This is a genomic window from Rhizomicrobium sp. (genome assembly GCA_037200385.1).
In the GTDB taxonomy this organism is placed as follows: domain Bacteria; phylum Pseudomonadota; class Alphaproteobacteria; order Micropepsales; family Micropepsaceae; genus Rhizomicrobium.
Window position 1 is genome coordinate 489,954 of the sequence record JBBCGL010000001.1, and the last position, 24,377, is coordinate 514,330.

Annotated in this window: 23 protein-coding genes; 15 read left to right on the forward strand and 8 right to left on the reverse strand. The window is 68.2% G+C overall.

What is annotated here, in order from left to right; translation table 11 throughout:
• Window positions 1-56 precede the first annotated feature (56 nt).
• From WDM91_02140 to WDM91_02150, 3 genes are read left to right on the forward strand one after another with little or no spacing between them, the layout of a single operon-like run.
• Window positions 57-536 carry a CinA family protein gene (locus tag WDM91_02140; protein ID MEI9993368.1) on the forward strand — a complete coding sequence of 160 codons (480 nt, stop codon included), beginning with the start codon at window positions 57-59 and terminating at the stop codon, window positions 534-536.
• A 55-nt stretch (window positions 537-591) separates the two neighbouring features.
• Window positions 592-1,566, forward strand: a complete 975-nt coding sequence (locus WDM91_02145) for an SDR family oxidoreductase (GenBank protein ID MEI9993369.1) — start codon at window positions 592-594, stop codon at window positions 1,564-1,566.
• Between the two features lies 1 nt (window position 1,567).
• Complete coding sequence (locus WDM91_02150; GenBank protein ID MEI9993370.1) at window positions 1,568-2,035, forward strand: GreA/GreB family elongation factor; 468 nt, start codon at window positions 1,568-1,570, stop codon at window positions 2,033-2,035.
• A 35-nt stretch (window positions 2,036-2,070) separates the two neighbouring features.
• Here WDM91_02150 and WDM91_02155 read toward each other — a convergent pair whose 3' ends face one another.
• The gene (locus tag WDM91_02155) at window positions 2,071-2,631 is read right to left on the reverse strand and encodes a peroxiredoxin-like family protein (protein ID MEI9993371.1); all 561 of its coding nucleotides are present in this window, start codon (window positions 2,629-2,631) and stop codon (window positions 2,071-2,073) included.
• A gap of 96 nt (window positions 2,632-2,727) precedes the next feature.
• On the opposite strand from WDM91_02155, the gene WDM91_02160 reads away from it, so the two are divergent.
• The 3 genes from WDM91_02160 (at window position 2,728) to ilvD (ending at window position 6,732) form a co-directional block, all read left to right on the forward strand.
• Window positions 2,728-3,390 (forward strand): Type 1 glutamine amidotransferase-like domain-containing protein, encoded by a 663-nt coding sequence (locus WDM91_02160; protein ID MEI9993372.1) that lies wholly within the window; start codon window positions 2,728-2,730, stop codon window positions 3,388-3,390.
• 74 nt (window positions 3,391-3,464) lie between these two features.
• Window positions 3,465-4,532, forward strand: coding sequence for an alkene reductase (locus WDM91_02165; protein ID MEI9993373.1), 1,068 nt, complete (start codon window positions 3,465-3,467; stop codon window positions 4,530-4,532).
• Between the two features lie 484 nt (window positions 4,533-5,016).
• Window positions 5,017-6,732 carry a dihydroxy-acid dehydratase gene (gene ilvD / locus WDM91_02170; GenBank protein ID MEI9993374.1) on the forward strand — a complete coding sequence of 572 codons (1,716 nt, stop codon included), beginning with the start codon at window positions 5,017-5,019 and terminating at the stop codon, window positions 6,730-6,732.
• Window positions 6,733-6,945: 213 nt separating this feature from the next.
• Here ilvD and WDM91_02175 read toward each other — a convergent pair whose 3' ends face one another.
• Window positions 6,946-7,311 (reverse strand): EthD domain-containing protein, encoded by a 366-nt coding sequence (locus WDM91_02175; GenBank protein ID MEI9993375.1) that lies wholly within the window; start codon window positions 7,309-7,311, stop codon window positions 6,946-6,948.
• 157 nt (window positions 7,312-7,468) lie between these two features.
• Between WDM91_02175 and WDM91_02180 the strand changes: the two genes are divergently transcribed.
• Window positions 7,469-9,292: a CapA family protein gene (locus WDM91_02180; GenBank protein MEI9993376.1), complete on the forward strand. Its 1,824-nt coding sequence runs from the start codon at window positions 7,469-7,471 to the stop codon at window positions 9,290-9,292.
• A gap of 4 nt (window positions 9,293-9,296) precedes the next feature.
• On the opposite strand, the gene WDM91_02185 is transcribed toward WDM91_02180, so the two are convergent.
• Window positions 9,297-10,883, reverse strand: coding sequence for a DHA2 family efflux MFS transporter permease subunit (locus WDM91_02185; GenBank protein ID MEI9993377.1), 1,587 nt, complete (start codon window positions 10,881-10,883; stop codon window positions 9,297-9,299).
• 62 nt (window positions 10,884-10,945) lie between these two features.
• Between WDM91_02185 and WDM91_02190 the strand changes: the two genes are divergently transcribed.
• The 4 genes from WDM91_02190 (at window position 10,946) to WDM91_02205 (ending at window position 14,351) form a co-directional block, all read left to right on the forward strand.
• On the forward strand, window positions 10,946-11,560 hold the full coding sequence (locus WDM91_02190) for a TetR/AcrR family transcriptional regulator (GenBank protein ID MEI9993378.1): 615 nt from the start codon (window positions 10,946-10,948) through the stop codon (window positions 11,558-11,560).
• The gene (locus tag WDM91_02195; protein ID MEI9993379.1) at window positions 11,557-12,006 is read left to right on the forward strand and encodes a PaaI family thioesterase; all 450 of its coding nucleotides are present in this window, start codon (window positions 11,557-11,559) and stop codon (window positions 12,004-12,006) included. Before WDM91_02190 ends, WDM91_02195 begins: the two co-directional genes overlap by 4 nt.
• Complete coding sequence (locus WDM91_02200; GenBank protein ID MEI9993380.1) at window positions 12,003-13,085, forward strand: HlyD family secretion protein; 1,083 nt, start codon at window positions 12,003-12,005, stop codon at window positions 13,083-13,085. The genes WDM91_02195 and WDM91_02200 overlap by 4 nt, the downstream gene beginning before the upstream one ends.
• A gap of 285 nt (window positions 13,086-13,370) precedes the next feature.
• Entirely contained in the window at window positions 13,371-14,351 is a 981-nt protein-coding gene (locus WDM91_02205; protein ID MEI9993381.1) for a divergent polysaccharide deacetylase family protein, read from the forward strand.
• Between the two features lie 6 nt (window positions 14,352-14,357).
• On the opposite strand, the gene WDM91_02210 is transcribed toward WDM91_02205, so the two are convergent.
• The 4 genes from WDM91_02210 to WDM91_02225 all read right to left on the reverse strand — a co-directional run bounded on the left by WDM91_02210 (window position 14,358) and on the right by WDM91_02225 (window position 19,746).
• Complete coding sequence (locus tag WDM91_02210; protein MEI9993382.1) at window positions 14,358-15,230, reverse strand: alpha/beta hydrolase; 873 nt, start codon at window positions 15,228-15,230, stop codon at window positions 14,358-14,360.
• A 73-nt stretch (window positions 15,231-15,303) separates the two neighbouring features.
• Window positions 15,304-16,233 (reverse strand): AraC family transcriptional regulator, encoded by a 930-nt coding sequence (locus WDM91_02215; GenBank protein MEI9993383.1) that lies wholly within the window; start codon window positions 16,231-16,233, stop codon window positions 15,304-15,306.
• 113 nt (window positions 16,234-16,346) lie between these two features.
• The gene (trpE, locus tag WDM91_02220) at window positions 16,347-17,873 is read right to left on the reverse strand and encodes an anthranilate synthase component I (GenBank protein MEI9993384.1); all 1,527 of its coding nucleotides are present in this window, start codon (window positions 17,871-17,873) and stop codon (window positions 16,347-16,349) included.
• A gap of 7 nt (window positions 17,874-17,880) precedes the next feature.
• A complete protein-coding gene (locus WDM91_02225) occupies window positions 17,881-19,746 on the reverse strand; it encodes a peptidyl-prolyl cis-trans isomerase (protein ID MEI9993385.1) in 1,866 nt (621 codons plus the stop codon).
• Between the two features lie 80 nt (window positions 19,747-19,826).
• Between WDM91_02225 and WDM91_02230 the strand changes: the two genes are divergently transcribed.
• From WDM91_02230 to secG, 4 genes are all read left to right on the forward strand, one after another.
• Window positions 19,827-20,306, forward strand: coding sequence for a hypothetical protein (locus tag WDM91_02230; protein MEI9993386.1), 480 nt, complete (start codon window positions 19,827-19,829; stop codon window positions 20,304-20,306).
• Between the two features lie 7 nt (window positions 20,307-20,313).
• A complete protein-coding gene (tpiA, locus tag WDM91_02235; GenBank protein MEI9993387.1) occupies window positions 20,314-21,045 on the forward strand; it encodes a triose-phosphate isomerase in 732 nt (243 codons plus the stop codon).
• Window positions 21,046-21,120: 75 nt separating this feature from the next.
• Window positions 21,121-22,080 (forward strand): hypothetical protein, encoded by a 960-nt coding sequence (locus WDM91_02240; GenBank protein ID MEI9993388.1) that lies wholly within the window; start codon window positions 21,121-21,123, stop codon window positions 22,078-22,080.
• 92 nt (window positions 22,081-22,172) lie between these two features.
• Entirely contained in the window at window positions 22,173-22,502 is a 330-nt protein-coding gene (gene secG / locus WDM91_02245; protein MEI9993389.1) for a preprotein translocase subunit SecG, read from the forward strand.
• Window positions 22,503-22,512: 10 nt separating this feature from the next.
• On the opposite strand, the gene WDM91_02250 is transcribed toward secG, so the two are convergent.
• The gene (locus tag WDM91_02250; protein MEI9993390.1) at window positions 22,513-24,153 is read right to left on the reverse strand and encodes a hypothetical protein; all 1,641 of its coding nucleotides are present in this window, start codon (window positions 24,151-24,153) and stop codon (window positions 22,513-22,515) included.
• Window positions 24,154-24,377: the final 224 nt, after the last annotated feature.

Sequence of the window (24,377 nt, forward strand, 5' to 3'; positions counted from 1 at the left end):
GGAACTTGTGTGCGCGATCCGTATGCTCGGCGCCGCAACGAACAAAGGCCTGCGCCATGCAAGATCTCCTGCCGCTCGCGGCGCGCGTCGGCCAGCGCCTGAAAGACCGCAAGGAGACCGTCGCCATCGCGGAGTCCTCCAGCGGTGGGCTGCTCAGCGCCGCGCTGCTCGCCGTGCCCGGCGCCTCGGCTTATTTCCTGGGCGGCGCAGTGGTCTATACGGCCAAGGCGCGCGTCATGCTGATGGACATCCCGCGCGATGCCGTTGCCGGCATGCGCTCGGCCAGCGAACCCTATGCGCAGCTTCTCGCCCGCACCGCGCGCGAGCGCTTCAACGCCACCTGGGGCTTGTCGGAGACCGGCGCGGCCGGGCCCACCGGCAATCCCTACGGCGATGCCGCCGGCCACACCTGCATCGCGCTCGCCGGTCCGCTCAGCCACGCGACCACCCTCGAGACCGCCGATTCGGATCGCGTCGCCAACATGCGCGCCTTTACCAAGGCGGCGCTGGAACTCCTCGAGCGTGCGCTGACATAGCGGAACGAGACGGCCGTCTGCCGGTTTCCTGTTCTCGCAACCGGAACACGGCATCATGGCCCGCAAACCCGCACGAGCCGCCAGCGCCCATCGTGCTATCCAGCGCCAGGTCGCGCGCGCCGACCGCCGCCATCCGCGCAAGGAGCCCGAGCGCGCCATGCAGGCCGGCGCCCGCATCTATCCCGCGCCGCCGCTGCCCAAGCAGCACCAGGCCAAGCCCGGCAGCGAGGCCGGCCTCAACCCGCCGCCGATGTACGACGCGCCTTACTACCAAGGTTCGGGGAAGTTGAAAGACAAGGTCGCCATCGTCACCGGCGGCGACAGCGGCATCGGCCGCGCCGTCGCGGTGCTCTTCGCACGCGAAGGCGCCGACGTCGCGATCCTCTATCTCGACGAACGCGAGGACGCCGAGACCACCAAGGCCGCCATCGAAGCCGAAGGCCGCAAATGCCTGCTCATCGCCGGCGACGTCTCCAAGCGCGCCTTCTGCCGGCGCGCCGTCGCCCGCGTGGTGAAAAAGTTCGGCCGCCTCGACGTGCTGGTGAACAACGCCGCGTTCCAGCTTCACGTCAACAAGTTCGAAGACCTCACCGAGGCGCATTTCGACAAGACGCTCAAGACCAATCTCTACGGCTATTTCCACATGGCCCAGGCCGCCGTGCCGCACATGAAGAACGGCAGCGCCATCGTCAACACCGGCTCGGTCACCGGCCTGCTCGGCAACAAGGACCTGCTCGATTATTCGCTGACCAAGGGCGGCATCCACGCCTTCACCCGCTCGCTCGCGACGCATCTCGTGCCGCGCGGCATCCGTGTCAACGCGGTGGCGCCTGGCCCGGTCTGGACGCCGCTCAACCCCGCCGACAAGGACGCCGAGGCCGTCACCAAATTCGGCGCCGACACCCCGATGAAGCGTCCCGCCCAGCCCGAGGAGATCGCGCCGGCTTACGTCTTCCTCGCCTCGCCGCAATGCTCGAGCTACATCACGGGCGAGATCCTGCCGATCGTCGGCGGCTATACGGGTGGCTGAGATGAGCAGGGCCTTCGTCAAGGAACGCGACGACCTTCCACCCGAGCCGCCGCCCGAGCGCGAACCCAGCGGCCACCCCAATCTCGTCACCCCGCGCGGCCTGCGCCTGATCGAGCAGGCGCTGTTCGATCTCAACGAAGCGCTCGCGGCCGATCATTCGGAGGAAGACAAGGCGCGCCTGCTGCGCGATCTGCGCTATTGGACGGCGCGCCGCGCCAGCGCGCGGCTCGTCGAGCACAATGCGCGCGACCGCGAGGTCGGCTTCGGCTCCGAGGTCACGATCCGCCGCCATGACGGTCCGCCCGAGACCTGGGAGATCGTCGGCGAGGACGAAGCCGATCCCGCGCAAGGTCGCATCTCCTATATTTCCCCCATCGCCGACGCGCTGATGGGCGCCCGCGAAGGCGAAACGGTGGAGGTCGAAGGGCGCAAGCCGCCGCTGGAACTGGAAGTGGTCTCGGTTCGGTAAGATCCTCCGCCGGCAAAGCGGAAACGTGGTCCCCGCTATCCCCGGCGAGCGGCCCGCGCCAACACTTCATCGACGCTCCACTGGTCGTCGGCATGCGCGCCGTATTTGCAGGCCACGATCCGGCCGTCGGGCGCGATCAGGAAATCCGCCGGCAGGCCGAGACGTCCGCCAAGCGGCGCGAGATTCGCTGCGGCTTTCCCGCGCAGCAGGTCCTGCGCCGCCGCACCGACGGACCGTGCGATTCCCGGCCAGGCCCGCGGATCCGCCAGCGCGCGGGGTGCCGCTTCGACGCCGAATTCCCGATAGAGCCGCTTGTCGGGATCGCCGACCACGGCGAAGGGCAGCTCGGACATGTACTTGCGCATCTCCTCCGGCGTCGAATGGAAGATCACCAGTTCACGCACGCCGGCTGCCTCGATTTCCCCGATCCGCCGCGCGAAGCTGCGCAGATGCAGGTTGCACACCGGGCAGCCCGCGAAGCGACGGAACTGCAGGTGCACGAGCTGCGTGGCATCGGGCAGCGCGGCGAGTTGACCCGAAGCTGTCAGAAGCGCGTGCGGCGCGATCCGCTCGCCCGCGAGGAATTTGCCGGCCATGTCGCCTCCGCACGCGGTTGAATTCCACCCCGCGCCTGATAGGTGTAGCCGAAGTGAGCATGTTCAATCCCCATTGGCTGGAATATCTCTGAACCGATGCGCCTCTATCTCTCGTCCTTCCGCTTCGGCGATCGTTTCGATCTCCTGCTGGCAATGCTGGGGCAGGGCGCGCGCGCCGGCGTCATCGCCAATGCGCTCGACCATCTGCCGGCCGCCGACCGCGAGGCCTATGCCCGCCATGTCCACGATCCGGTCGCCGAGTTGCGGGCGCATGGCGTCGACGCGTCCGATTTGGACTTGCGGCGCTATTTCGGTAACGGCGCCGGCCTGGCGGATGCGCTGTCGCAGCTCGACCTGGTCTGGGTGACCGGCGGCAATGCTTTCCTGCTGCGCCGCGCGATGCGCCAAAGCGGCTTCGATGTGCTCGCGCCGCAGCGCATCGCCGAGGATAGGCTCGCCTATGGCGGCTGGAGCGCCGGTGCGGTGGTGGCGACGCCGAACCTGCGCGGCATCGAGTTGATGGACGATCCGTCGCAGCTTGCCGAAGGCTATGACGCGGCGCCGGTATGGGACGGCCTGAACCTCATCCCGTTCCATCTGGTGCCGCATTACGACTCCCCCCACCCGGATTCGGCCGCGGCGGACAAGGTTGCCGTCTATATGCTCGACCAGGCGATGCCCTACCGCACGCTGCGCGACGGCGACGTCTTGATCCGCGATGCGGAGGGCATCCGCGCCTATGAGCGGCAAAGCCCCTGACGCGGGCGCGGTTGAGGGCGGCCACCGCCGCCCCTAGATTGCGCTTTCCGCTATTTCGCCAAAAAGGACATCCCATGCCGACCCTGTTCGATCCCATCAAGGTGGGCGCCCTGACGCTGCCCAACCGCATTTGGATGGCGCCGCTGACGCGCACCCGCGCCCTGGAAGGCAGCCGCGTCCCCGCGCCGCTCGCCATCGACTACTATGCCCAGCGTGCCGGCGCCGGCCTGATCATGACCGAGGCGACCTCGGTGGAGGCGATGGGCGTCGGCTATCCCAACACGCCCGGCATCTGGTCCGAGGCGCAGACCGAAGGCTGGAAGCCGATCGTCGAGGCGGTCCACGCCAAGGGCGGCCATATCTTCCTGCAGCTCTGGCATGTCGGCCGGATCTCCGATCCGGTCTTCCTCGACGGGCGCCAGCCGGTGTCGGCCAGCGCGGTCGCGGCCAAGGGCCATGTCAGCCTGTTGCGGCCCGAGCGCGACTACGGCGTGCCGCGGGCGCTCGAGACCGACGAGATTCCCGGCGTCATCGCCGCCTATAAAAAGGGCGCGCAGAACGCCAAGGCTGCCGGCTTCGACGGCGTCGAGATCCATGGCGCCAATGGCTACCTGCTCGACCAGTTCCTGCAAGACAGCACCAACCGGCGCACCGACGCCTATGGCGGCTCGCGGGAGAAGCGCGCGCGGCTGATGCTCGAAGTCGCCGACGCGGTGTGTGAGGTGTGGGGTGCCGATCGGGTCGGCATGCACCTGGCGCCGCGCGGCGACGCGCACACCATGGGCGACAGCGACCTCAAGGGCACCTTCACCTATGTCGCCAAGGAACTGGGCAAGCGCAAGCTCGCCTTCCTCTGCGCCCGCGAGCACCAGGCGGCCGACAGCATCGGGCCGGCACTGCGCGAAGCCTTCGGCGGCGTCTATGCCGCCAATGAGAGCTTCACGAAGGAGAGCGGCGAAGCCGCGCTGGCGAGCGGCGCCGCCGATGCCATCGCCTATGGCAAGCTCTATATCGCCAATCCCGACCTGGAGGCGCGCTTCAAGGCGCATGCGCCGCTCAACCAGTGGGACGCCACGACCTTCTACAGCGCCGGTGCGCACGGCTACACCGATTATCCGGCACTGGAAGCCGCGACGGCCTAGCTACGTATTTAGAGTCTGTTGTGATCGGCTTGAATCACGACTGGCATCCCGGCCAAGCGATGCGTCAGCATCGCGCCGGTCCGTAGCGACAGCGTACGGACGGACCCATTGCGCAAGCGGCTCGATGGGTCCGGCTCTCCCCCGGCTCAAGGCCGGGGTCGGCCGGGATGACATTTTGCGTAAAATTGGTGGCGACTTGCTCTAGGTCGGCCCGAAGGCATGAAAAAAGCCCAGGTCGGGCGAGGAGGGGGATCCGCGCGGACCTGGGCTTCCAGTTGGCCGGCGCTGCCCGGAGGGGGAAGGGCAACGCCGGTTCTTTGTTGGAATAATTCTAAGTATGCCTGCCCCGGACTTCAAGTAGTCGAGAACGATTCAAATGTAAGGAAGTGTGCGCATACCCCCTGCGCCATCTGCGCCCTTGCGGCCACGCCGCAGATTTCCGACAAACAATTATCTTGCCGAACCGCCCCATCATGAGCAGCAAATGACAAAGATCGACAAATCCCGCTTGCCGTCTCGCCACGTCACGGAAGGTCCCGAGCGCGCCCCGCATCGCTCCTACTATTACGCCATGGGGCTGACCGAGGCGGAGATCCATCAGCCCTTCGTCGGCGTCGCGTCCTGCTGGAACGAGGCCGCGCCCTGCAACATCGCGCTGATGCGCCAGGCGCAGTCGGCCAAGAAGGGCGTCAAGGAGAGCGGCGGCACGCCGCGCGAATTCTGCACCATCACCGTCACCGACGGCATCGCGATGGGCCATGAAGGGATGAAGTCGTCGCTGGTCAGCCGCGAGGTCATCGCCGACAGCGTCGAGCTCACCATGCGCGGCCATTGCTACGACGCGCTGGTCGGCATCGCGGGCTGCGACAAGAGCCTGCCGGGGATGATGATGTCGATGCTGCGCCTCAACGTGCCGAGCGTCTTCCTCTATGGCGGCTCGATCATGCCCGGCCGCTTCAAGGGCAAGGACGTCACCGTCGTCGACCTCTTCGAAGGCGTCGGCCAGTTCTCCGCCGGCAAGATGACGGCATGCGACCTGACCGAATTGGAGCGCGCGGCCTGTCCCGGCGCCGGGGCCTGCGGCGGCCAGTTCACCGCCAACACCATGGCCTGCGTCGCCGAGGCGATCGGCTTGGCACTGCCTTACTCGTCCGGTCCGCCCGCCGAAGTGCTGAGCCGCGACGACTTCGCGCTCAATGCCGGCAAGGCGGTGATGGATCTGCTGGCGAAGAACATCCGCCCGCGCGACATCGCGACCCGCAAGGCGTTCGAGAACGCCGCCCGCGTCGTCGCCGCCACCGGCGGCTCGACCAATGCGGCGCTGCATCTGCCGGCCATGGCCAACGAGGCCGGCATCAAGTTCGACCTGTTCGACGTCGCCGAGGTCTTCCGCTCGACGCCCTATCTCGCTTCGCTCAAGCCGGGCGGCCAGTTCGTCGCCAAGGACATGTGGGAGGCGGGCGGCGTGCCCATGCTGATGCGCGCCCTGCTCGACGGCGGCTATCTCCATGGCGACTGCATGACGGTGACCGGCAAGACGGTCGCCGAGAACCTCAAGGACGTGAAATTCAATCCCGATCAGAAGGTGATGCGCGACACCGCGAACCCGCTGGCGCCGACCGGCGGCGTGGTGGGGCTCAAGGGCAATCTCGCGCCCGAGGGCGGCATCGTGAAGGTCGCGGGCCTCAAGCACACCAGCCATCGCGGCCCGGCGCGCGTCTTCGAATGCGAGGAAGACTGCTTCGCCGCGGTCGAACGCCGCGACTATAAGGAAGGCGACGTGCTGGTCATCCGCTATGAGGGCCCCAAAGGCGGGCCCGGCATGCGCGAGATGCTCTCGACCACGGCGGCGATCTACGGCCAGGGGATCGAGAACATCGCGCTGCTCACCGACGGCCGGTTCTCGGGCGCGACGCGCGGCCTGTGCGTCGGCCATATCGGGCCCGAGGCGATGGATGGCGGTCCCATCGGTCTGCTTCGGGACGGCGACATCATCGTGATCGACGCCGACAAGGGCATCCTCAACGTCGAGCTCAGCGACGCCGAGCTCGCCGAACGCCGCAAGAGCTGGACGCCGAAGACGCCGTCGTTCCGCACCGGCGCGCTGGCGCGCTACGCGAAGAATGTAGGGCCGGCGCGCTATGGCGCCTTGACCACGCCCGGCGCGGACGAAGAGGTGCGCTGCTACGCGGATATTTGATCGCCGTTCTTCATGCCGTCATCGCCCGGCTTGTTGTTTTGTCCGGGCGATGACGATTGTTGGATTGCCGTTGGCAGTGGGTGGCCGACCACGCCGAAGACCGCACAGACCTCATCCCCGGCCACGACGTGACCTCGAAAAAGCTGCTACGCAACCCACGACCCTCGCGCTCGAGCAGCTCTCCGACAGATCTGGAAGCTGGCGACGCAGTGGTCAGCCGAACACCACCTTCTCCTCGCCGAAGAACAGCGGTGATTTGGGCAGGTCGATGAATTTGCGCTCATCCTCGAGCAATGCGAGGCCCGCCGCCTGCGCCTCCGCCGAGGTGTTCGTCACGATGTCGTCCAGCGAATCCCACCACAGCTCCGCCACGCCGTCGAACATCGCCGGCGCCTGGCGGCTGGCCGCGATCGCCGCGTTCATCGCCGCGCTGCCCGCATGCATCTGCACATAGCGCTTGATGCGCAGCACGGTGCGGTATCTGGCGACCAGCGGGGCATGGGTCTCGAACCAGTAGGTCTGGAAGGCCGCGCGGCTCAGATGCGGCAGGCGCCGCAGGCAGAAGGTGAGCTTGATCATCGGGTCCTCGCCGCGCCGTCCCTGCGGCGGATGGTGCGCCGGAAACCCTGGCTTTCCAAGCGTCGCGCTCTTGCCACGGTTCCCGATTAACCCTTTCCTGCGTTCGTCTCGACTTGGCACAGCTCCCTGCGCCACTGTCGGCTGGGCAGGGTTGGCAATGAAGCGTAGCTACGGCTGGGATCACGGCGAGGAGTACGGCTGGTTCATGTCCGCCGCGCTCGTGCCGCTGGCGTTTGCCGTCCTGGCGCTGACGATCGCGCATCTGCTGGTCGCGCGCTACGACTGGAAGCGTGCCTCGGGCGAGCTTCCCGCGCCCCTGACCGCGGCGGCTGCGGGCGTGCCCGTGCTGGGCGCCGCCATCGGCGACGTCCCCGACGATGCGAGCCTCGACGCACTGCGCCACGAGCTCGATGCGCGGATTTCCGGCCTGCCGTGGCGGCACGCGCTGGTCCGCCGCAGCGGCGCGCCGCTCGCCATCCGCAGCCTGTTCTTTCCCTTCAACACGGCGAACGAGGCGCAAGGCTTCTGTGCGCATCTCGCGGCGCTGCTGCCCGATTGCGGCACGGTCGTCGCGCGCAGCGGCGAGCTGACGACCTTCGACCAGCGTCCCGCGCCGCTCGCCCGTCTCGGCATCCATGCCTATGGCGGCGGGACGCGGCTGGTCTACGTGCCCCGGACCGTCATCGTGCAGGCGCCGGCGCCGCCGCCGAAGCTCGTCTTCGTCCCTGCGCCGCCGGCACCGCAGGTCGTCACCCGGACGGTTGTGGTCCACGATCCTGCACCGCCGCCCAGAACCATCGTGGTGCAAGCGCCTGTGCCGCCGCCCAAGATCGTCTATCTGCCGGCACCCGCGAAGCCGGCGCCGCCGCCGCAAAGCGTCGCGAACGCCCAGGCACCGCTGCGGCTGCAGCCGGGCGTCGGCGCCGGCGACGTGCATTACCCCGAGCAGCAGATCTGGCTGTCGACCCAGTACCGCCCGGGCGATCCGCGCCTGATCAGCATCGTCGGCGCCGGCGACGTAATGATGGGTTCGATCGGCACGGGCCTCAACCCCGCGCTCCGGCCCGGCGTCGACGTCGCGACGCTGGTCGGCAACGACCTCGCCGGTCTCTTCCGTCACGCCGACGTTGCTTTCGTCAATCTCGAAGGGCCGCTCTATGAGGGTCCGCAAGGCACCGGGAAATCCTGCGCCGACTGCTTCGCCTTCCACGGCCCGACCTTCTACGCCGGCATCTTGCGCAGCTTCGGCATCGACGTGGTGAGCCTCGCCAACAACCACAGCGGCGATTATGGCGAAGCCGGGCGCGACTCCACCATGGCGGCCCTGCGCGAGAACGGCATCGCCTATGGCGGCCTCGACCGCGACGGGGCGCGGGCCGGCGAGCTGGTCCTGCCCAATGGCCGGAGTTTCGCGATGATCTCCTTCGCGCCCAACAACGGCACGCTCAACATCAACGATCTGGCGCGCGCCGCCCAGCTCGTGCGCGATCTCAAGAAGACGCACGACTACGTCATGGTCTCCTTCCATGGCGGCGGCGAGGGCTGGACCTATGTCCATGTGAAGCCCGGCCCGGAGACCTTCGTCGGCGAGAACCGTGGCAATGTCATCGCCTTCGCGCACGCCGTGATCGACGCCGGCGCCGACATCGTGATCGGGCAGGGGCCGCATGTGCCGCGCGCCGTCGAGCTCTACAAGGGCCACCTCATCGCCTACAGCCTGGGGAATTTCTGGACCTATTCGGGGGTGCAGACCTACGCCGTGTCGGGCCTCGGTCCGGTGCTCGAGGCCTGGGTCACGCCGGAGGGCAGCACCGCCGGCTTCACGATCCACTCGACCCGCCAGGCGGGGCTCGGCGTGCCGCATCTCGACCCGCTCGACGAGGCGGCGCGCTACATGCTGTACCTGACCCGCAGCGACTTTCCCGCCACCAGCGCCGCGCTGGCCGGCCACCGCATCGTGGCGTCGAACGACGGCGCCTGAGTCTTCAGTGCGCCTCCGGCGGCGGCGCGTCGTTCGAGAGCGCGGCCGTCCGCGCGAAAGGCACGATCGCCAGGGCGCACACGAACAACCCCGCCAGCAGGTAGAACACGTCCTGGAACGCCTGCGCGAGCGCTTGCTGCGCCACGAACTGCGCGATCTCGCCCGACAGCACGAGCTGCGCATGCGCCGCGTCGGCGCCGAGCCCGCCCAGCCGCTGGACCACGCCCGCGAGCAGGCCGGTATTGCCCTGCGCCAGCGCCTCGCCGAAACGTTCGGCATGGATGCGGCCATAGTCCTGCAGCAGGGTCGAGGCGATCGCGATGCCGATCGCCCCGCCCAGGTTGCGCATCAGGTTGAACAGGCCCGACGCGAAGCGCAGCTCCGACGGCGGCACCCCGTTCAGCGCCATGCCGACCGCCGGCACGATGCACAGCAGCATCGCGAAGCCGCGGATCGCCTGCGGCCAGAACAGTTCCCAGAAGCCCCATTGCGGCGTGATGCCGGAGAACAGCCAGCACGCCAGCGCGAACAGGCTGAAGCCCGCGGCGATCACCACCCGCTGGTCCACCACCGTGGTCAGCCGCGCCGCCAGCGGCGCGCTGAAGGTCATGAAGATGCCGGTGACGAACACCGTCGTGCCGATGTCGAGGCTCGAATAGCCGCGCACCCGGCCCAGGAAGATCGGCGTCAGATAGGTTGCGCCGTAGAGCCCGATCCCGATCACCAGGTTGAGGACGCAGGCCATCGCGAAGGTCGGCCGGCGGAACGGGCTGAGCTTCAGCACCGGCGTCTTGGAGAAGAACGAGCGCTCGAAGAACACCAGCGCGCCGACCACGGAGATCCACGCCACCGTCATGATGGTCGGATCCTCCAGCCACTGATGGCGCGGCCCTTCCTCCAGCACATATTGCAGGCAGCCCAGGAACACCGCGAGCGAGATCACGTGCAGCCAGTCGATCCGCTTGAGCATCCCCAGATTCGGCTCGTCCACCTTGCCGAGCAGCGGCAGCGCGATGGCGATGAACAGTCCGGGGACGATGTTGATGAAGAACAGCCAGTGCCAGCTCAGCGTGTCGGTGATCCAGCCGCCCACGCTCGGCCCGAGCGTCGGCGCCAGGGTCGACACCATGCCCAGGATCGCCGGGATCATCGCGCGCTGCGTGCCGGAGAACATCGCGAACCCGGTCGCGAACACCGTCGGCACCATGGCGCCGCCGACGAAGCCCTGGATGGCGCGGAACAGCGTCATGGACTGGATGCTCCACGCCATCCCGCACAGAAGACTCGACAGCGTGAACAGCACGGCCGAGGCGGTGAACAGCCAGCGGGTCGACAGCGCCTGGCTCAGATAGGCCGCCAGCGGGATCATGACGATCTCCGCCATCAGATAGGCGGTCTGGACCCAGGCGATCTCGTCCGGTCCGGCCGACAGGCCGGCCTGGATGGAGTTCAGCGAGGCCGCGACGATCTGGGTGTCCAGCAGCGCCATGAACTGGCCGAACGCCATGATTCCAAAGATCAAAAGCTTCCGGTTGTGGCTGTAGCCGGCCATCGGCGAAGGGGCCGGGACGGCCAGTGCGGCGGCACTCATCGGGACCCCTTGACGGATTATATTACGAGCATCATATAAATCGACGACCGAGGGACTACAAGATGCGCTACGGCCAAAGCCACAAGGAAGAGACCCACAAGGCGCTGCTCAAGATCGCCGCGGGGCAATTGCGCGAGCTGGGACCCGACCGGCTGTCGGTCGGTGCGGTGATGAAGGCGGCCGGCCTGACCCATGGCGGCTTCTACGCCCATTTCAAATCCAAGGACGCGCTGCTCGACGAGACGCTGGTGGAGATTTTCGACGGCTCGAAGCGGCGTTTCGCGCGGCTGCTGGAAGGCCTGCCGCCGCGCCACGCGCTCGCGACCTATATCGACTTCTACGTCGCCGAGAGCCACCGCGACAATCCGGCCCGGGGCTGTGCCATCACCGCGCTCAACTCCGAGATGCCGCGCCAGTCGAAGCGGTTCCGCGCCCGGTTCGAGAGCGGCGTGCGCGGCCTGTCCGACCTCCTCGCCGAGCGCATCGCCGCTGCCGGCATCCCGGATGCCGAGAAGCTTGCGCCTTCGCTGCTCGCCGCGATGGCGGGGGCGGTGGCGCTGTCGCGCTCGATCTCCGACCGCACTCTGTCCGACGAGCTTCTGGCCTCGACCCGCGCCGGCATCAAGGCGCGCCTCGGCCTCACCGAACTGTCCCTTGCCAGCGAGACCCTGCAATGACCCAAACCGCCGCAATCGCCGAGCCCTCCGGCCTCGAGCAGATCCGTTCGCTGCTGGACGGTACGTCGAACTGGCGCGGCATCGCGCATCTGCTGGATTTCAAGCCGATCGAGGTGGAGGAGGGCTATGTCGTCTTCGAAGGTCATCCCACGAAGAGCGTCTATAACCCTATCGGCACGGTGCATGGCGGCTACGCCGCCACGCTGCTCGATTCCGCCATGGGATGCGCCGTGCATACGCGCACCAAGGCCGGGCAGGGCTACACGACGCTGGAGCTCAAGGTCGCGTATCACCGGGCGCTGAGCGACGCGTCCGGCCCGGTCCGCGCCGAGGGCCGGGTGCTCTCCTTCGGCCGCCGCGCCGCCTTCGCGGAGGGCCGCCTGCTCGACAAGGACGGCAAGCTCTGCGCCTCCGCCACCACGACCTGCCTGGTGTTCGACAAATGACCGCCGTGACCCTCGAAGACACCATCGCCCGTCCCGCCGGGCTCGGCGGCCGCCTGCGCAACCTGCCGCGCCGCGCGCTGCTCGTGGCCGGCGCCGCCATCGTGCTGGCGCTCGCCGGCGCCTGGTGGATCGCGCTTCCGCCCTCCAGCGTCACGACCGACGATGCCTATCTGAAAGCGGATTCGACGCTGATCGCGCCGAAGGTGCATGGCCTGGTCGCCGCCATCCTGGTGCGCGACAACCAGCATGTGCGCGCCGGCCAGCCGCTCGTCCGGCTCGACGACGACGATTACCGCCAGGCCGTCTCGGCGGCGGAGGCGGACATCCAGACCGCCCAGGCCGCGCTCGACCAGTTCGCCGCCCAGCGCAATCTCGCCGCCGCCAATGCCGCCGCGGCCCAGGCCGCGATCCGCGCCTCGGATGCCGAGAGCGTCCGCGCCGCCGCCGACCGCCGCCGCTTCGACACGCTGGTCGCCAATGGCGACATCTCGCGGCAGCAGGCCGAGCAGGCGCGCGCCACCGCGCTCAGCGCCGCCGCCGATGCGGACAAGAGCCGCGCCGGCTTCGCCGCCAGCGAGGCGCAGGTCACGGTGGTCGACAAGACCCGCGGCCAGCTTCTCGCCGCTCTCGCGCGCGCCCGCGCCTCGCTCGTCCTGGCGCGGCAGAATCTCGAGCACACCATCGTGCGCGCGCCGATCGACGGCGTGGTCGGCGACCGCCAGGCCCAGATCGGCGAATACGTCCAGCCCGGGACGCAGCTTCTCACCCTGGTGCCGATGGACACGATCTATGTCGTGGCGAACTTCAAGGAGACCCAGACCGCGCGCATGCTGGCCGGCCAGAAGGCCCGCATCACCATCGATGCGCTCTCCGGTGAGACGCTCGACGGCGAGGTGGAGAGCTTCGCGCCTGGCTCGGGCTCCGAATTCTCGCTGCTGCCCTTCGAGCCCGCCACGGGCAATTTCACCCGTATCGTCCAGCGCGTCCCCGTCCGCATCCGCCTGCTGGCCGGCCAGCCCGACGTGACCCGTCTGCGCCCCGGCCTGTCGGCGAATGTGCAGGTGGATTTCGCGCGGTAACTTTTCCTCCCCCGAGGTTACGGGGGAGGGGAGCAAATCGCGCAGCGATTTGGTGGAGGGGGCAAGCGCCATATCTGAAACGCGTTTCGTTTTCGCTGGCACTTGGCTGCCCCCCTCCGCCTCGCTTCGCTCGGGACCTCCCCCGTAAAAACGGGGGAGGAACCACGTTTGACTCCCCTCCCTGCCATCCTACACAGGGCCATGTATCGGCTCGAACCGATTCGCCGTCGTCGCAGGCCAAGGCCGCCGCGCGCGCTGTTGCGCGGCGCCGACGCGGCGTTCTGCGTGTTGCTGTTGCTCGCCGCCGCCGTGGGCGGCAGTCGCGCCGTCGCGGGCATCCCCGCGCTGCTCGCCGCCATCCTGCCGCCCGGCGTCACGCCGGCCCAGGCCGATGACTCGCCCGGCGCGCCCTTCGTCGCGCTGCGCCTCGACCGGCCCATCACGGCCAGCCGTTTCACGCCACAGCTGCTCTATCCGCTCGTCGCCCACGACGTCCCCGCTTGGCTCATCGCGCATGCGCCGGCGCCGCAGCCGCGTCTACGCGCCGAGCCGCCGCCGCCCGGTCCGCCCAAGGTCGCCATCGTGATCGACGATCTCGGCGCCGATCTCGCGCGTACCGACCGCGCGCTCGCGCTGCCCCGGCCGGTGGCGCTGTCTTTCCTGCCTTACGCCGACGCGACGCCGTGGTTGGCGGCCGAAGCCGAGCGGGCCGGGCATGACGTCCTCGTCCACATGCCGATGGAGGCCGAAGGCGAGCACGATCCGGGCCCGCTCGCGCTCACTGTCGGCCTCGCGCCGGACGAGATCCGCCGCCGCCTCGACGCCGCTCTGCAGCGCGTGCCCGGCGCCGTCGGCCTCAACAATCACATGGGCAGCCGTTTCACCGCCGGTCGGGACGGCCTGATCCCGGTGGCCGAGGATCTCGCGGCGCGCCATCTCTTCTTCTTCGACTCCCGCACCACGCCGGCGACCCAGGTCGTGGCGGTCTCGCATGCCTTCGGCGTCGCCAGCACCGGCCGCGACGTCTTCCTCGACGACGAGCAGACCGCGACCGCCGTCGACGCCCAGCTCGCCGAGCTGGAAGCCAAGGCTCGTGCGCAAGGCGTCGCGATCGCCATCGGCCATCCCCATGACGTGACGCTGGCCGCGCTCGCCGCCTGGACCGCCCGTGCCGGCGCCCGCGGGTTCGTCCTGATCCCGCTCCCCGACGCGATCCGCCTCAAGACCGAACGCGAAGCCCGGCTGGCGCTGGCCGGCCCGCGCTAGCGAGCGTCAAGACCGGATGAAGGCGAGCAGGTCGGCATTGATCATCTCCGCATGCGTCGTCGGCATGCCATGCGGCAGGCCGGGATAGGATTTCAGCGTCCCGTGCTTCACCAGCTTGACCGACCGCGCGCCCGTCGTCGGGAACGGGCATATCTGGTCGTCCTCGCCATGCATCACCAGCACCGGCACGTCGATCGCCGCCAGGTCGTCGAAGAATTCCGTCTCCGACAGCACCCGCACGCACTCCCATTGCGCGATCGCGGCGCCCATCATGCCCTGCCGCCACCAATTGTCTCGGATGCCCTGCGAGACCGCCGCGCCCGGACGGTTGAAGCCGTAGAACGGGATCGTGATGTCCTGGTAGAATTGCGAGCGGTGGTTGGCGGTGCCGTCGCGGATGCCGTCGACGACCGCCTTGGGAACGCCGTCGGGATTTCGCGCCGATTGCATGAAGGTCGGCGGAATGGCGCTGATCAGCACCGCCTTCTTCACGCGGCCCTTGCCGTATTTCGCGACATAGCGGGCGACTTCGCCGCCGCCGGTGGAATGGCCGATATGAACGGCGTCTTTCAGGTCGAGCGTCTTGACGACTTCGAAGGCATCCGCCGCATAGGTGTCCATGTCATGGCCGTTTGCGGTTTGCGTCGAGCGGCCATGGCCACGGCGGTCATGCGCGATGACGCGATAACCCTGGCTTAAGAAGAACATCATCTGGCTGTCCCAATCGTCGGCGCTCAGCGGCCAGCCGTGGTGGAAGAACAGCGGCTGCGCGGCCTTCGAACCCCAGTCCTTGTAGAAGATTTCCGTGCCGTCCTGCGTCGTGACCATGCCCATCGATGTGACTCCCGTGAACTGCCGCGCGAAGCGGCGTGCGGCCATTCAAATATCGGGACGTGCGCGGCGTCGCGTCGGATCGTGCGGTCCTTGGTCGCTTTATGCTTCCTGCCCGGAATTAGCGGGATGGAAGGATGCCCTTGGCGTGCTCGCGGGCGAATTGCGCCGGCGTGCAGCCTTCATGGGCGCGAAAGCGGCGCGTGAAATGGCTCTGGTCGGCAAACCCCACGGCTTGGGCGATCGCGGCCAGAGACAGCTCGGCGCCGGCGATCAGCAGCTTGGACTGGTCGATCCGCGCCCGCTCCACATAGCGGGCGGGCGAGATGCCGACATGGCGCTTGAACACGCGGCCGAAGTGGAAGCGGCTCAGCCCCGCCGCGCCGGCCAGCTCGCGAAGCGAGATCGACCGATGGGGATGGCCTTCGACATAGGCGATCGCGCGCCGGATCGCCGCGACTTCGACCGTGGCTGTCGCGCGATCCTCCATGCCGGTCGCATTGGTGTAGGCGCGCAGCATATGCGTGCTCAACGCGAGCGCGAGCCCATCGATCAGCAGGTCCTGGGCCGGATGCGCCGCGCGGTTCAGCTCGATCCTGAAGATCGCCCCGATATGCTCGATGACGGGATCACGCATGTAAGGGACATCGGCGAATTCGAACGCTTTCTGGCTGGCCTTGCGCAGCTCGAAGGCCATCTCGTCCATCCTGTCGGGGGAAAGCCGTATATCGAGATGGGCCGGCGCCCAGCCGTTCCAACGCGACTTTCGTGCGACCGGCAGGACAGCGATGTCCCCGACGCGCGACGGACTGACGAACGACCTGCCGCAGGCTTCCCGCCGGATCGTGGCTGCGCTCCCGGTGTTCAAGGAGATTTTCACGTGGTCCCGCGGCGGCGAACGCAGGTCCTCGATGAAGACGGCGTCATACTCGTTGATCTGCACGCCTTCCCACGACCGGCCGGTGCTTGTCGCCTTGAGGGGGAAGACGCGAAGCAGGTCCCGCTGGACTTCTTCGATCGTCAAGCCCGCCGTCCCGCGATACTCCGGCATCGCCAACTCCAAGGTGACGTTCAGGCTAGCCGGATCGGCGCAAGAAATGAACCCGCATGGGCGTGAAACCGCTCAAGCGTTTCACCGGCCTGAAGCTTGGAAATGAACCCGGACTACTGCCCGCGCTTGCCGGCCGTCGCGAAGCGCACCGCTTCTTCCGCCGCCATCATCAGCGCCTTGGCCTTGTTGACGGTCTCCTGGTACTCGGCCTCGGGCACGCTGTCGGCGACCACGCCGCCGCCGGCCTGGACGTACATCGTGCCGTCCTTCACCACGGCGGTGCGCAGCACGATGCAGGTGTCCATCGAGCCGTCCGCCGCGAAATAGCCGACCGCGCCCGCATAGACCGCGCCGCGCTTCTCGGTCTCGAACTCGTCGATCAGTTCCATGGCGCGGATCTTGGGCGCGCCCGACAGCGTGCCGGCCGGCAGGCCCGCCGCCAGCGCATCGACTGCGTCCAGCCCGTCGCGCACCTTGCCCTCGACATTCGACACCAGGTGCATCACATGGCTGTAGCGCTCGATGAAGAAGCTGTCGGTGACCTTGACCTCGCCGGTCTTGGCGACGCGGCCGACATCGTTGCGCCCGAGGTCCACCAGCATCAGGTGCTCGGCGCGCTCCTTCGGATCGCTCATCAGCTCCTCGGCGAGCGCGGCGTCTTCCGCCGGCGTCTTGCCGCGCGGCCGCGTCCCCGCGATCGGCCTGATCGTGACCGTGCCGTCGCGCAGCCGCACCAGGATCTCCGGGCTCGATCCCACGATGGAGAATCCCGGAAACGCCAGATTGTAGAGGAAGGGCGAGGGATTGAGCCGCCGCAGCGCGCGATAGAGTGCGAAGGGCGGCAGGGTGAACGGCCGGCGGAAGCGCTGGCTCGGTACCACCTGGAACACGTCGCCGGCCCGGATGTATTCCTTGGCGCGCTCGACGATCTCCAGATACGCCGCATGCGTCGTGTTGGATTCGATGGGCCCCAGCGCCGGCAGGTCGTCCGCCGGCCGCGGGCTCGCCGGGGCAGGGCGCTCCAGGTCGTCGATCGTGTCCTGCAGCCGCTCGTTCGCCCGGGCATAGGCGGCACGGGCGTCGACTCCCTTGTCCGGCCAGACCGGTGTGACGATGAGGATCTCGTCGCGCACAGTGTCGAACACCGCGACGATGGTCGGGCGCAGCAGGATCGCATCGGGCAGGCCGAGCGGATCGGGCGGCACGTTCGGCAGCTTCTCGATCAGCCGCACCATGTCGTAGCCGAGATAGCCGAACAGGCCGGCCGCCATCGGCGGCAGGCCGGCGGGCAGGTCGATGCGGCATTCGGCGATCAGCGCGCGCAGCGCCGCGATCGGCTTGTCCGCCAGCGCGTCGGGCACGAAATGCCCCGCCTCGGCCCGCGCCTGCCGGTTGATCTCGCAGCGTCCGTCGCGGCAGCGCCAGATCAGGTCCGGCTTGAGGCCGATGATGGAATAGCGGCCGCGTGCCTCGCCACCCTGCACGCTCTCGAACAGGAACGCGTTCTCGCGCCCCTCGCCGAGCTTGAGGAAGGCGGAGACCGGCGTCTCGAGATCGGCGATCAGCCGGGTGTAGAGGACCTGGGGACGGCCATTCTCATAAGCCCGCGCGAAGGCGGGGAATTCGGGTTCGCTTGCCATCGACCGCTCACGACCCCGATCCCGAATTGCCGACCGTCGAGTCGACCAAGGCTTGATTGACCTTCTTGCCGTCGCGTTGCTGCACGGCCTGCGCCAGCGCGATGGTGATGTCCGACGCGATCTCGCCGCCGAGCTGGTACACGCCGCGCTGATAGCCGAGATTCTCCTCCGGCGGCAGCGGGTGGCCGATGCCCGATACCCGCGCGATGACGAAATTGCCGTCCATCGTCGGCGCGAAGATCGCCTTGCCGGCCGGCGCATCGTAGAGCGCGCGCACGACGAGCGCGTTGAGCACCATGTCGCTGGTGCCGCGGTTGAGCGCGGGGCTGGACTGCACCGGCGCGCCGAGCGCCGCCGCGACAGCCTTCAGCGAGTGCTGCGCATTGGCCTGCGCCGTCAGCGCGACCGCCTTGGCGCGGAGCAGCTCGACTTTCTTTTCCGCGAGCCAGCGCGCGGTCGCCAGCGCCCGCACCGCGTCGAGCGGCTTGGGCTTGGGCGGCGTGATGCCTTCGACCTTGATGGCGAAATAATGCAGGCTGTCCTGGGTCGGGAACGGATCGCCTTCGTCGCCGGCCTCCGCCTTGAAGATCGCCGCGAGGAGTTCGGGATTTGCCGGGGTCAGCACCTTGCTGCCGTCCGGCGCCAGGCCCTGCTCGTCGACCGCGGCGAGATGGACGAAATGCATGCCCGATTTGCGGGCCGCGTCCGCCATGCTCAGCCCGTCATTGACCGCTTCGCCATAGGCGTTGGAGATGTCGGTCATCTTGTCGACCGCGATCTTGCGCTGGAGGATCGCCTTCACCTCGTCATGGCTCTTGGCGCTGCCCGGCGTGATCTTGGCGACATGCATCAGCACCCAGCCGAACGTGCTCTTGACCGGCGCGCTGATGCCGCCGTCCGGCAGCGCGAAGAACGCCGCCGCGCGGGCCTTGTCGAGGTCGTCCGCGACCACGTCGCCGATCTTGTAGTCCGCCGGCTTCAGCTTGCGCTCCGTCGCCAGGGCATCGAAGGATTTGCCGCCGTCCAGCGCCGCCTTGGCGGCCTTGGCGTCGGCTTCCGAGGGGAATTGGATCTGCTCGAGGGTGCGCCTCTCCGGCACGATATAGGCGGCCTTGTTGCCGTCGATCTCGGCCTGGATCTGCTTGTCCGTCACCGCGATGCCGGGTGCCAGATCCTCGGCGTTGATCGCGACATAGCTGACCGTGCGGTATTCCGGCGTCGAGAAGCGCTCGGGATGCGCCTTCACATAGGCGGCCAGCACCGCGTCGTTCGGCGGCGGCACTTCGCCCAGCGAGGCCGGCGTCACCACGACATATTCGGCCGCCCGCACCTCGTTCACATAGGAGAAGATCGCGCGCGCGTAATCGGCCGGCATCTGGAAGCCGCCTTCGACGCCGCGCAGCATCTGGCCGCGCGCCACGTCCTTGCGGGAAACCTCGACGAACTCCTTTTCCGTGTAGCCGGCCTGGTTGATCGCGCGCAGGAAGACGTCGTGGTCGAAGCCGCCGAGCGGGCCGTTGAAGGCGCTGATCGCGTGGATCTGCTGGCCGACCCGCGCGTCGCTCGCGGTCAGCCCCAGGCTGGCCGTCATGTTGTCGAGCGCGGTCGCCAGCATCATGCGGTCCAGCACCTCTTTGCCGATCGCCTTCGTCTGGTCCGGCGTCAGGGCGGTCCGCTGGTTGCGCACCGCATTGTGGAAGTCGCGCGTGAACATCGCGACGTTCACCTTGTTGGAGCCAACCTTGAACACGGTGTCGTCCGTGCTGCCCCGGAAGATGTCGGCGACGCCCCACACCACGAAGCTGAGCGCCAGCGCTCCCAGGAAGATGGAGGAGACGATCGACTTCGAGAAATTGCGCATTTGCTGAAGCATGGGACTTCCGGTTTTACAGGGGCTTGGCTGGGAAAAGCGGCGGATGATAGGGAGGGGGTGGGCTAAGGGCAAGGCATGCCATGCTGCAGGATTGGACGGGATTTTTCGCCGCGGAGCTCGGCGCGTCGGCGGCGCTGGCGGGCCTCGTGATCGTCGCGATCTCGATCAATATCGCCCGCATCCTCGCCGACCCGGTCCTGCCCGGCCGGGCGGCCGAGACGCTGGTCGCGCCGACCGGGGTCCTGATCCTCTGCTCCTTCGCGCTGGTGCCCGGCCAGGGCAGGGCGATGCTCGCGGCCGAGATTCTCGTGACGGGCGCGGCCATGGGTCTGGTGCCCGCGCTGATCATCGGGCATGCGCTGCGCCGCGGCGTCGACAACGGCTACGCCCTGCGCCGGCTCGTGCTGGCCGGCATGTGCTTCCTGCCATTCGTGGTCTCGGGCGGCCTCCTGCTGGCGGGCGTGCCCGGCGCATTGTACTGGACGGTGCCCGGCGTGGTCCTGTCGCTGCTCGCGACGGTGCTGAATGCCTGGGTCCTGCTTGTCGAAATCCTGCGTTGAGGACGCGATGAATCAACTGATCGCCGGAAACTGGAAGATGAACGGGACGGCCGCCTCCCTGGCCGAGCTCGAAGCGCTGGCCGTTGCGCTGAAGGCGACGCCGGCCCCTTGCGACGTCCTGATCTGCCCGCCCGCGACGCTCGTCGCGCGCGCCGCGGCGGCGGCGTCCGGCAGCGCCGTCGCGATCGGCGGCCAGGATTGCCACGCCGAGGCCGCGGGCGCCTTCACCGGCGACATCAGCGCCGAGATGCTGCGCGACGCCGGCGCGACCGCGGTCATCGTCGGCCATTCCGAGCGCCGCCAATATCACGGCGAGAGCGACGCCGCCGTCGCCGCCAAGGCTAGGGCCGCCTGGCGCGCCGGCCTCGTCGCCATCATCTGCATCGGCGAGACGGAAGCCGAGCGCGACGCCGGCCGTGCCTATGACGTCTGCAAGACCCAGCTCGCCGGCAGCGTGCCGCCGGGCGCGACCTCGTCGAACACCGCCGTGGCCTATGAGCCCGTCTGGGCGATCGGCACCGGCAAGACGCCGACGACGCCCGAGATCGCGCAGATGCATGCGCATATCCGGGCCTGCCTGGGGCTGCCGCTGCGCATTCTGTACGGCGGCTCGGTGAAGCCCGGCAACGCGAAGGAGATCCTCGCGCTGCCCGATGTCGGCGGTGCCTTGGTCGGCGGCGCCAGCCTCAAGGCGGCCGATTTCCTTACAATTGTAGAGGCCGCCCGGGCGCCCTCTTAACCCAGTTTTCCCACCGTTTCTTAACGCGCCGCGTGGCATTTCTTACGCGATCGAAACGATTTTGGCGGCGCGCCGATGAGCCGGCTGGCTTACGAAACGACGGAGACGCTGATCTACGATCCGGTGGCCGCCAACCGGACGGCGACCCGCGCCGCGCTCTACACGCTGGGCTTCCGGCGCATCGAGACCGTCGCGACGCTGGACGCGTTCTCCGACGCGATCCGCCGCCGCCCGCCGGATCTCGCGCTGTGCGAAAGCCAGGGCGCCGACAATCTTCTGTGCCGGCTGATCCAGGAACTGCGTCAGGGCACGGGCGGCTACAATCCCTTCATCGTCATCATCGTGACGGCCTGGGAGAAATCCGCCACGCTCGTCACCCGCGTCATCAATTCCGGTGCCGACGACCTGTTGCTGCGTCCGTTCTCGACCGCGCTTCTGGGACAGCGCATCTGCGCCCATGTCGAGCGCCGCAAGGGCTTCGTCGTCACCAGCGACTATGTCGGGCCCGACCGCCGCAAGGACGTGATCCGTCCCTCCTCGCTCGAGCTGTTCGATCCGCCGAACTCGCTCAAGATGAAGGCAAAGGAGCGCCTGTCGTCCGAAGAGGCCAGCGTGCGCCTGGACTGCGAATTGCGCGCCGCCCGCGAACTGCTCAACAACGAGAAGCTGCGCCGCGACGGTTTCCAGATATCGGTCCTCTGGCGCCTGATGCAGGAGCACATCCCCGGCGCGATGACCTACACCCAGGAGCTCGAGAAGATCGCCTCGCTCTGCAAGGGCGTGGCGCGGCGCTGCCGCGACGGCGATCTCGAGCCGGCGGTGGAATGGTGCGAATCCGTCATGGCGGCGGTCGAAGGGCTGATGGCGGGGGTCGACCGCAACGCCGCGATGCACCTGCTGGGCCATGCCGCGCTCAGCCTCAACCACGTCTTCCACCCCGAGAAATCGACCAGCGACATCCTGACCGAGATCGATGCGACCGTGGCGATCATCCGGGCCCGCACCCTGTCCGAAGCCTCCGTCGCGGCCCGGTAGGCCGGGTTTGGGCCTCCCGCTTCCCTCCGGCGCCGGTTTCGTCTATTGAGCGCCCCCTGAACGCGGCCCGTCGGCCGCCTGGAGAACCGTCCGTGCAGACCCTTTTGCTCGCCGTGGAAGTCCTGGTTGCGATGGGACTGATCATCACCGTCCTGCTGCAGCGCTCCGAGGGCGGCGCGCTGGGCATGGGTGGCGGCGGCTCGGGCATGGGCGGCCTGTTCTCGCCCCGCGGCGCCGCCGATACGCTGACCCGCGCCACCACGATCCTGGCGGCGCTGTTCTTCCTGACTTGCCTCGGCCTCAACCTGCTGGCGCTCCACGGCCGCGACGAGCGCTCCTTCCTTGAGGCGCCCAGCACCAGCGCGCCGGTCAAGCCGGTCCCGCTGCCCAGCGGCGGCCCGGCCGTCCCGATCCGCCACTAGACCGTTTCCCTCAGAACCCCGCGGACTTGCCGGGCCGCGCCTCGCGGATCCGGTTGAGGAACGCGAGCACGTCGGTGTCGGGCGGCTCGTCCACGCCCCTGCCGTCGCCCGGCGCCGTGAGCTCGGCGAGCGAGAAGTCCATCCGCGCTTCATAGGTCCGGTCGAGCTGGTTGCGCAGCTTCTGCTCCGCCGCATACCAGGCCCGCTTGGCTGCACCGTCGGAACAGGTCGCCAGCTCGGCGGCGTCGCTGGCGCCCCAGCGCCGCTCGACGCATTGGTAGGGATCGAACGACATCGCGAACAGCCGCCGCCTCGCGTCCTCATAGCTCAGCGGCACCCCACTGCCGTCGCTGCGGACATAGCGGATCGTGCAGGCCGCCGTGTCGCGCCGGTAGGTGGCCAGCATGTCTCCGACCAGATCGTCGCCTTGATAGTCCAGATGCGGATCGCCGCCGCGCACATACATGACCGCGAAGCGCTCCACCGCGTCGCGCAGTTCCTTGAAGGCCGTCTTCAGCCGCGCATCGCGCGACGGCGAAGAGAACACCTCCCAATCGCCGTCCGTGCCGTAGATATTGGCCGGCAGCCGGTCGGGCTCCGGGCGGTGCTGGAGGCCGGCCGCGATGGCGATATCGACCGCCTGTACGCGATAGCGCAGGTCGTCGCAATTGGACTGCACCATCTCGTGCACCTCCTTCACCGGGTCGTAGCGCAGGTCGCCGTCGGTCGAGAGCCGGGCCCGGACATAATCGTAATAGCCGATCGTCTCGCCGTTCAGGGTAAAGGCGCCGCTCGCCCAGTTCGCATCGTCCGGCCGCGCGCCGTTGCCGTAGAATTGCTCGGTCGAGAAGTCGTCGATCTGGGCGTTGCGCGCCAGTTCGATATGCCCGCCGGTCAGCGTTCCGTCCGCCTGCCGCGTCGCGCCGACGAGGACCTGCGGCCGCCAGTTCTTGAAGCCGGCGCCGGCCCCCGGCACGGCGCGCGTGAACCGCAGATCGTAGATGCTGCGCGCCAACGAGAAGTCCGTATGAGAGTCGAAATAATGGATCCGCCCGTCGGGATCGACCCGGAAGACCACCGCGACATGGCCGTTGGGATCGTAGATCAGCGTCCCGGGCCGGATCGCGCCGCGCGCGATCGCGACCGGATAATGGTCCGGGAGCAGGGGAGTCTCGAGATCGGGATGGATGCGGTAGTTCGCCGACGACACCTCGTCGCGCATGCGGCTCAGGATATCCATGCCGCTCATGGTCCCGCTCGTCAGCTCGCGCCGGTAGGCGACGGCATTGCCGTTCGGGCTGTAGCGGAAGTCGGATGACGCGCCGCGCGGCACCACGCCGTCTTCGTAGGAGAACGGCAGGCCGCGTTTCCAGGCGAAATAGAAGCGCAGCAGATAGGTGAAATCCGCGCAGTCGAAATTGAACACGGCGCCCGGCGGATCGCTCAGGCGGAACGGATTGGCCGGACTGTGCAGGCAGGCGTCGACCGTGCGGCAGTCGGCCTCGCCCAGCGCCTGGACGAAATCGCGATAGCTGCGCTCGTCATCGGCCGACCAATGGTCGTAGCGGATCTGATAGAGCTGCGACGAAGCCGCGCGCCCCGGCACGGGCGCAAGAACCACGCAAAGCAACGCGACCCAAAGCCAACGCATCCTGTTCCCCAAAACCCCGTTCCGATGCGGGACGCTAGCGTGCCGCCGCCATTGCGCCAAAGCCGATTCGCGCCAAAAGGTTGCTGGCGGTCGCCCCGCCGTGAAACAAAGCGCAAAACCGCGCCGCCACCGGGCTCATGTGGATGGAATTGCCGTGCGTTTGCATGCGCCTAGCCCGTCTTGTCGCGCAATCGCCGCAGCGCGATTTTGCGCTTGAGTAGGCG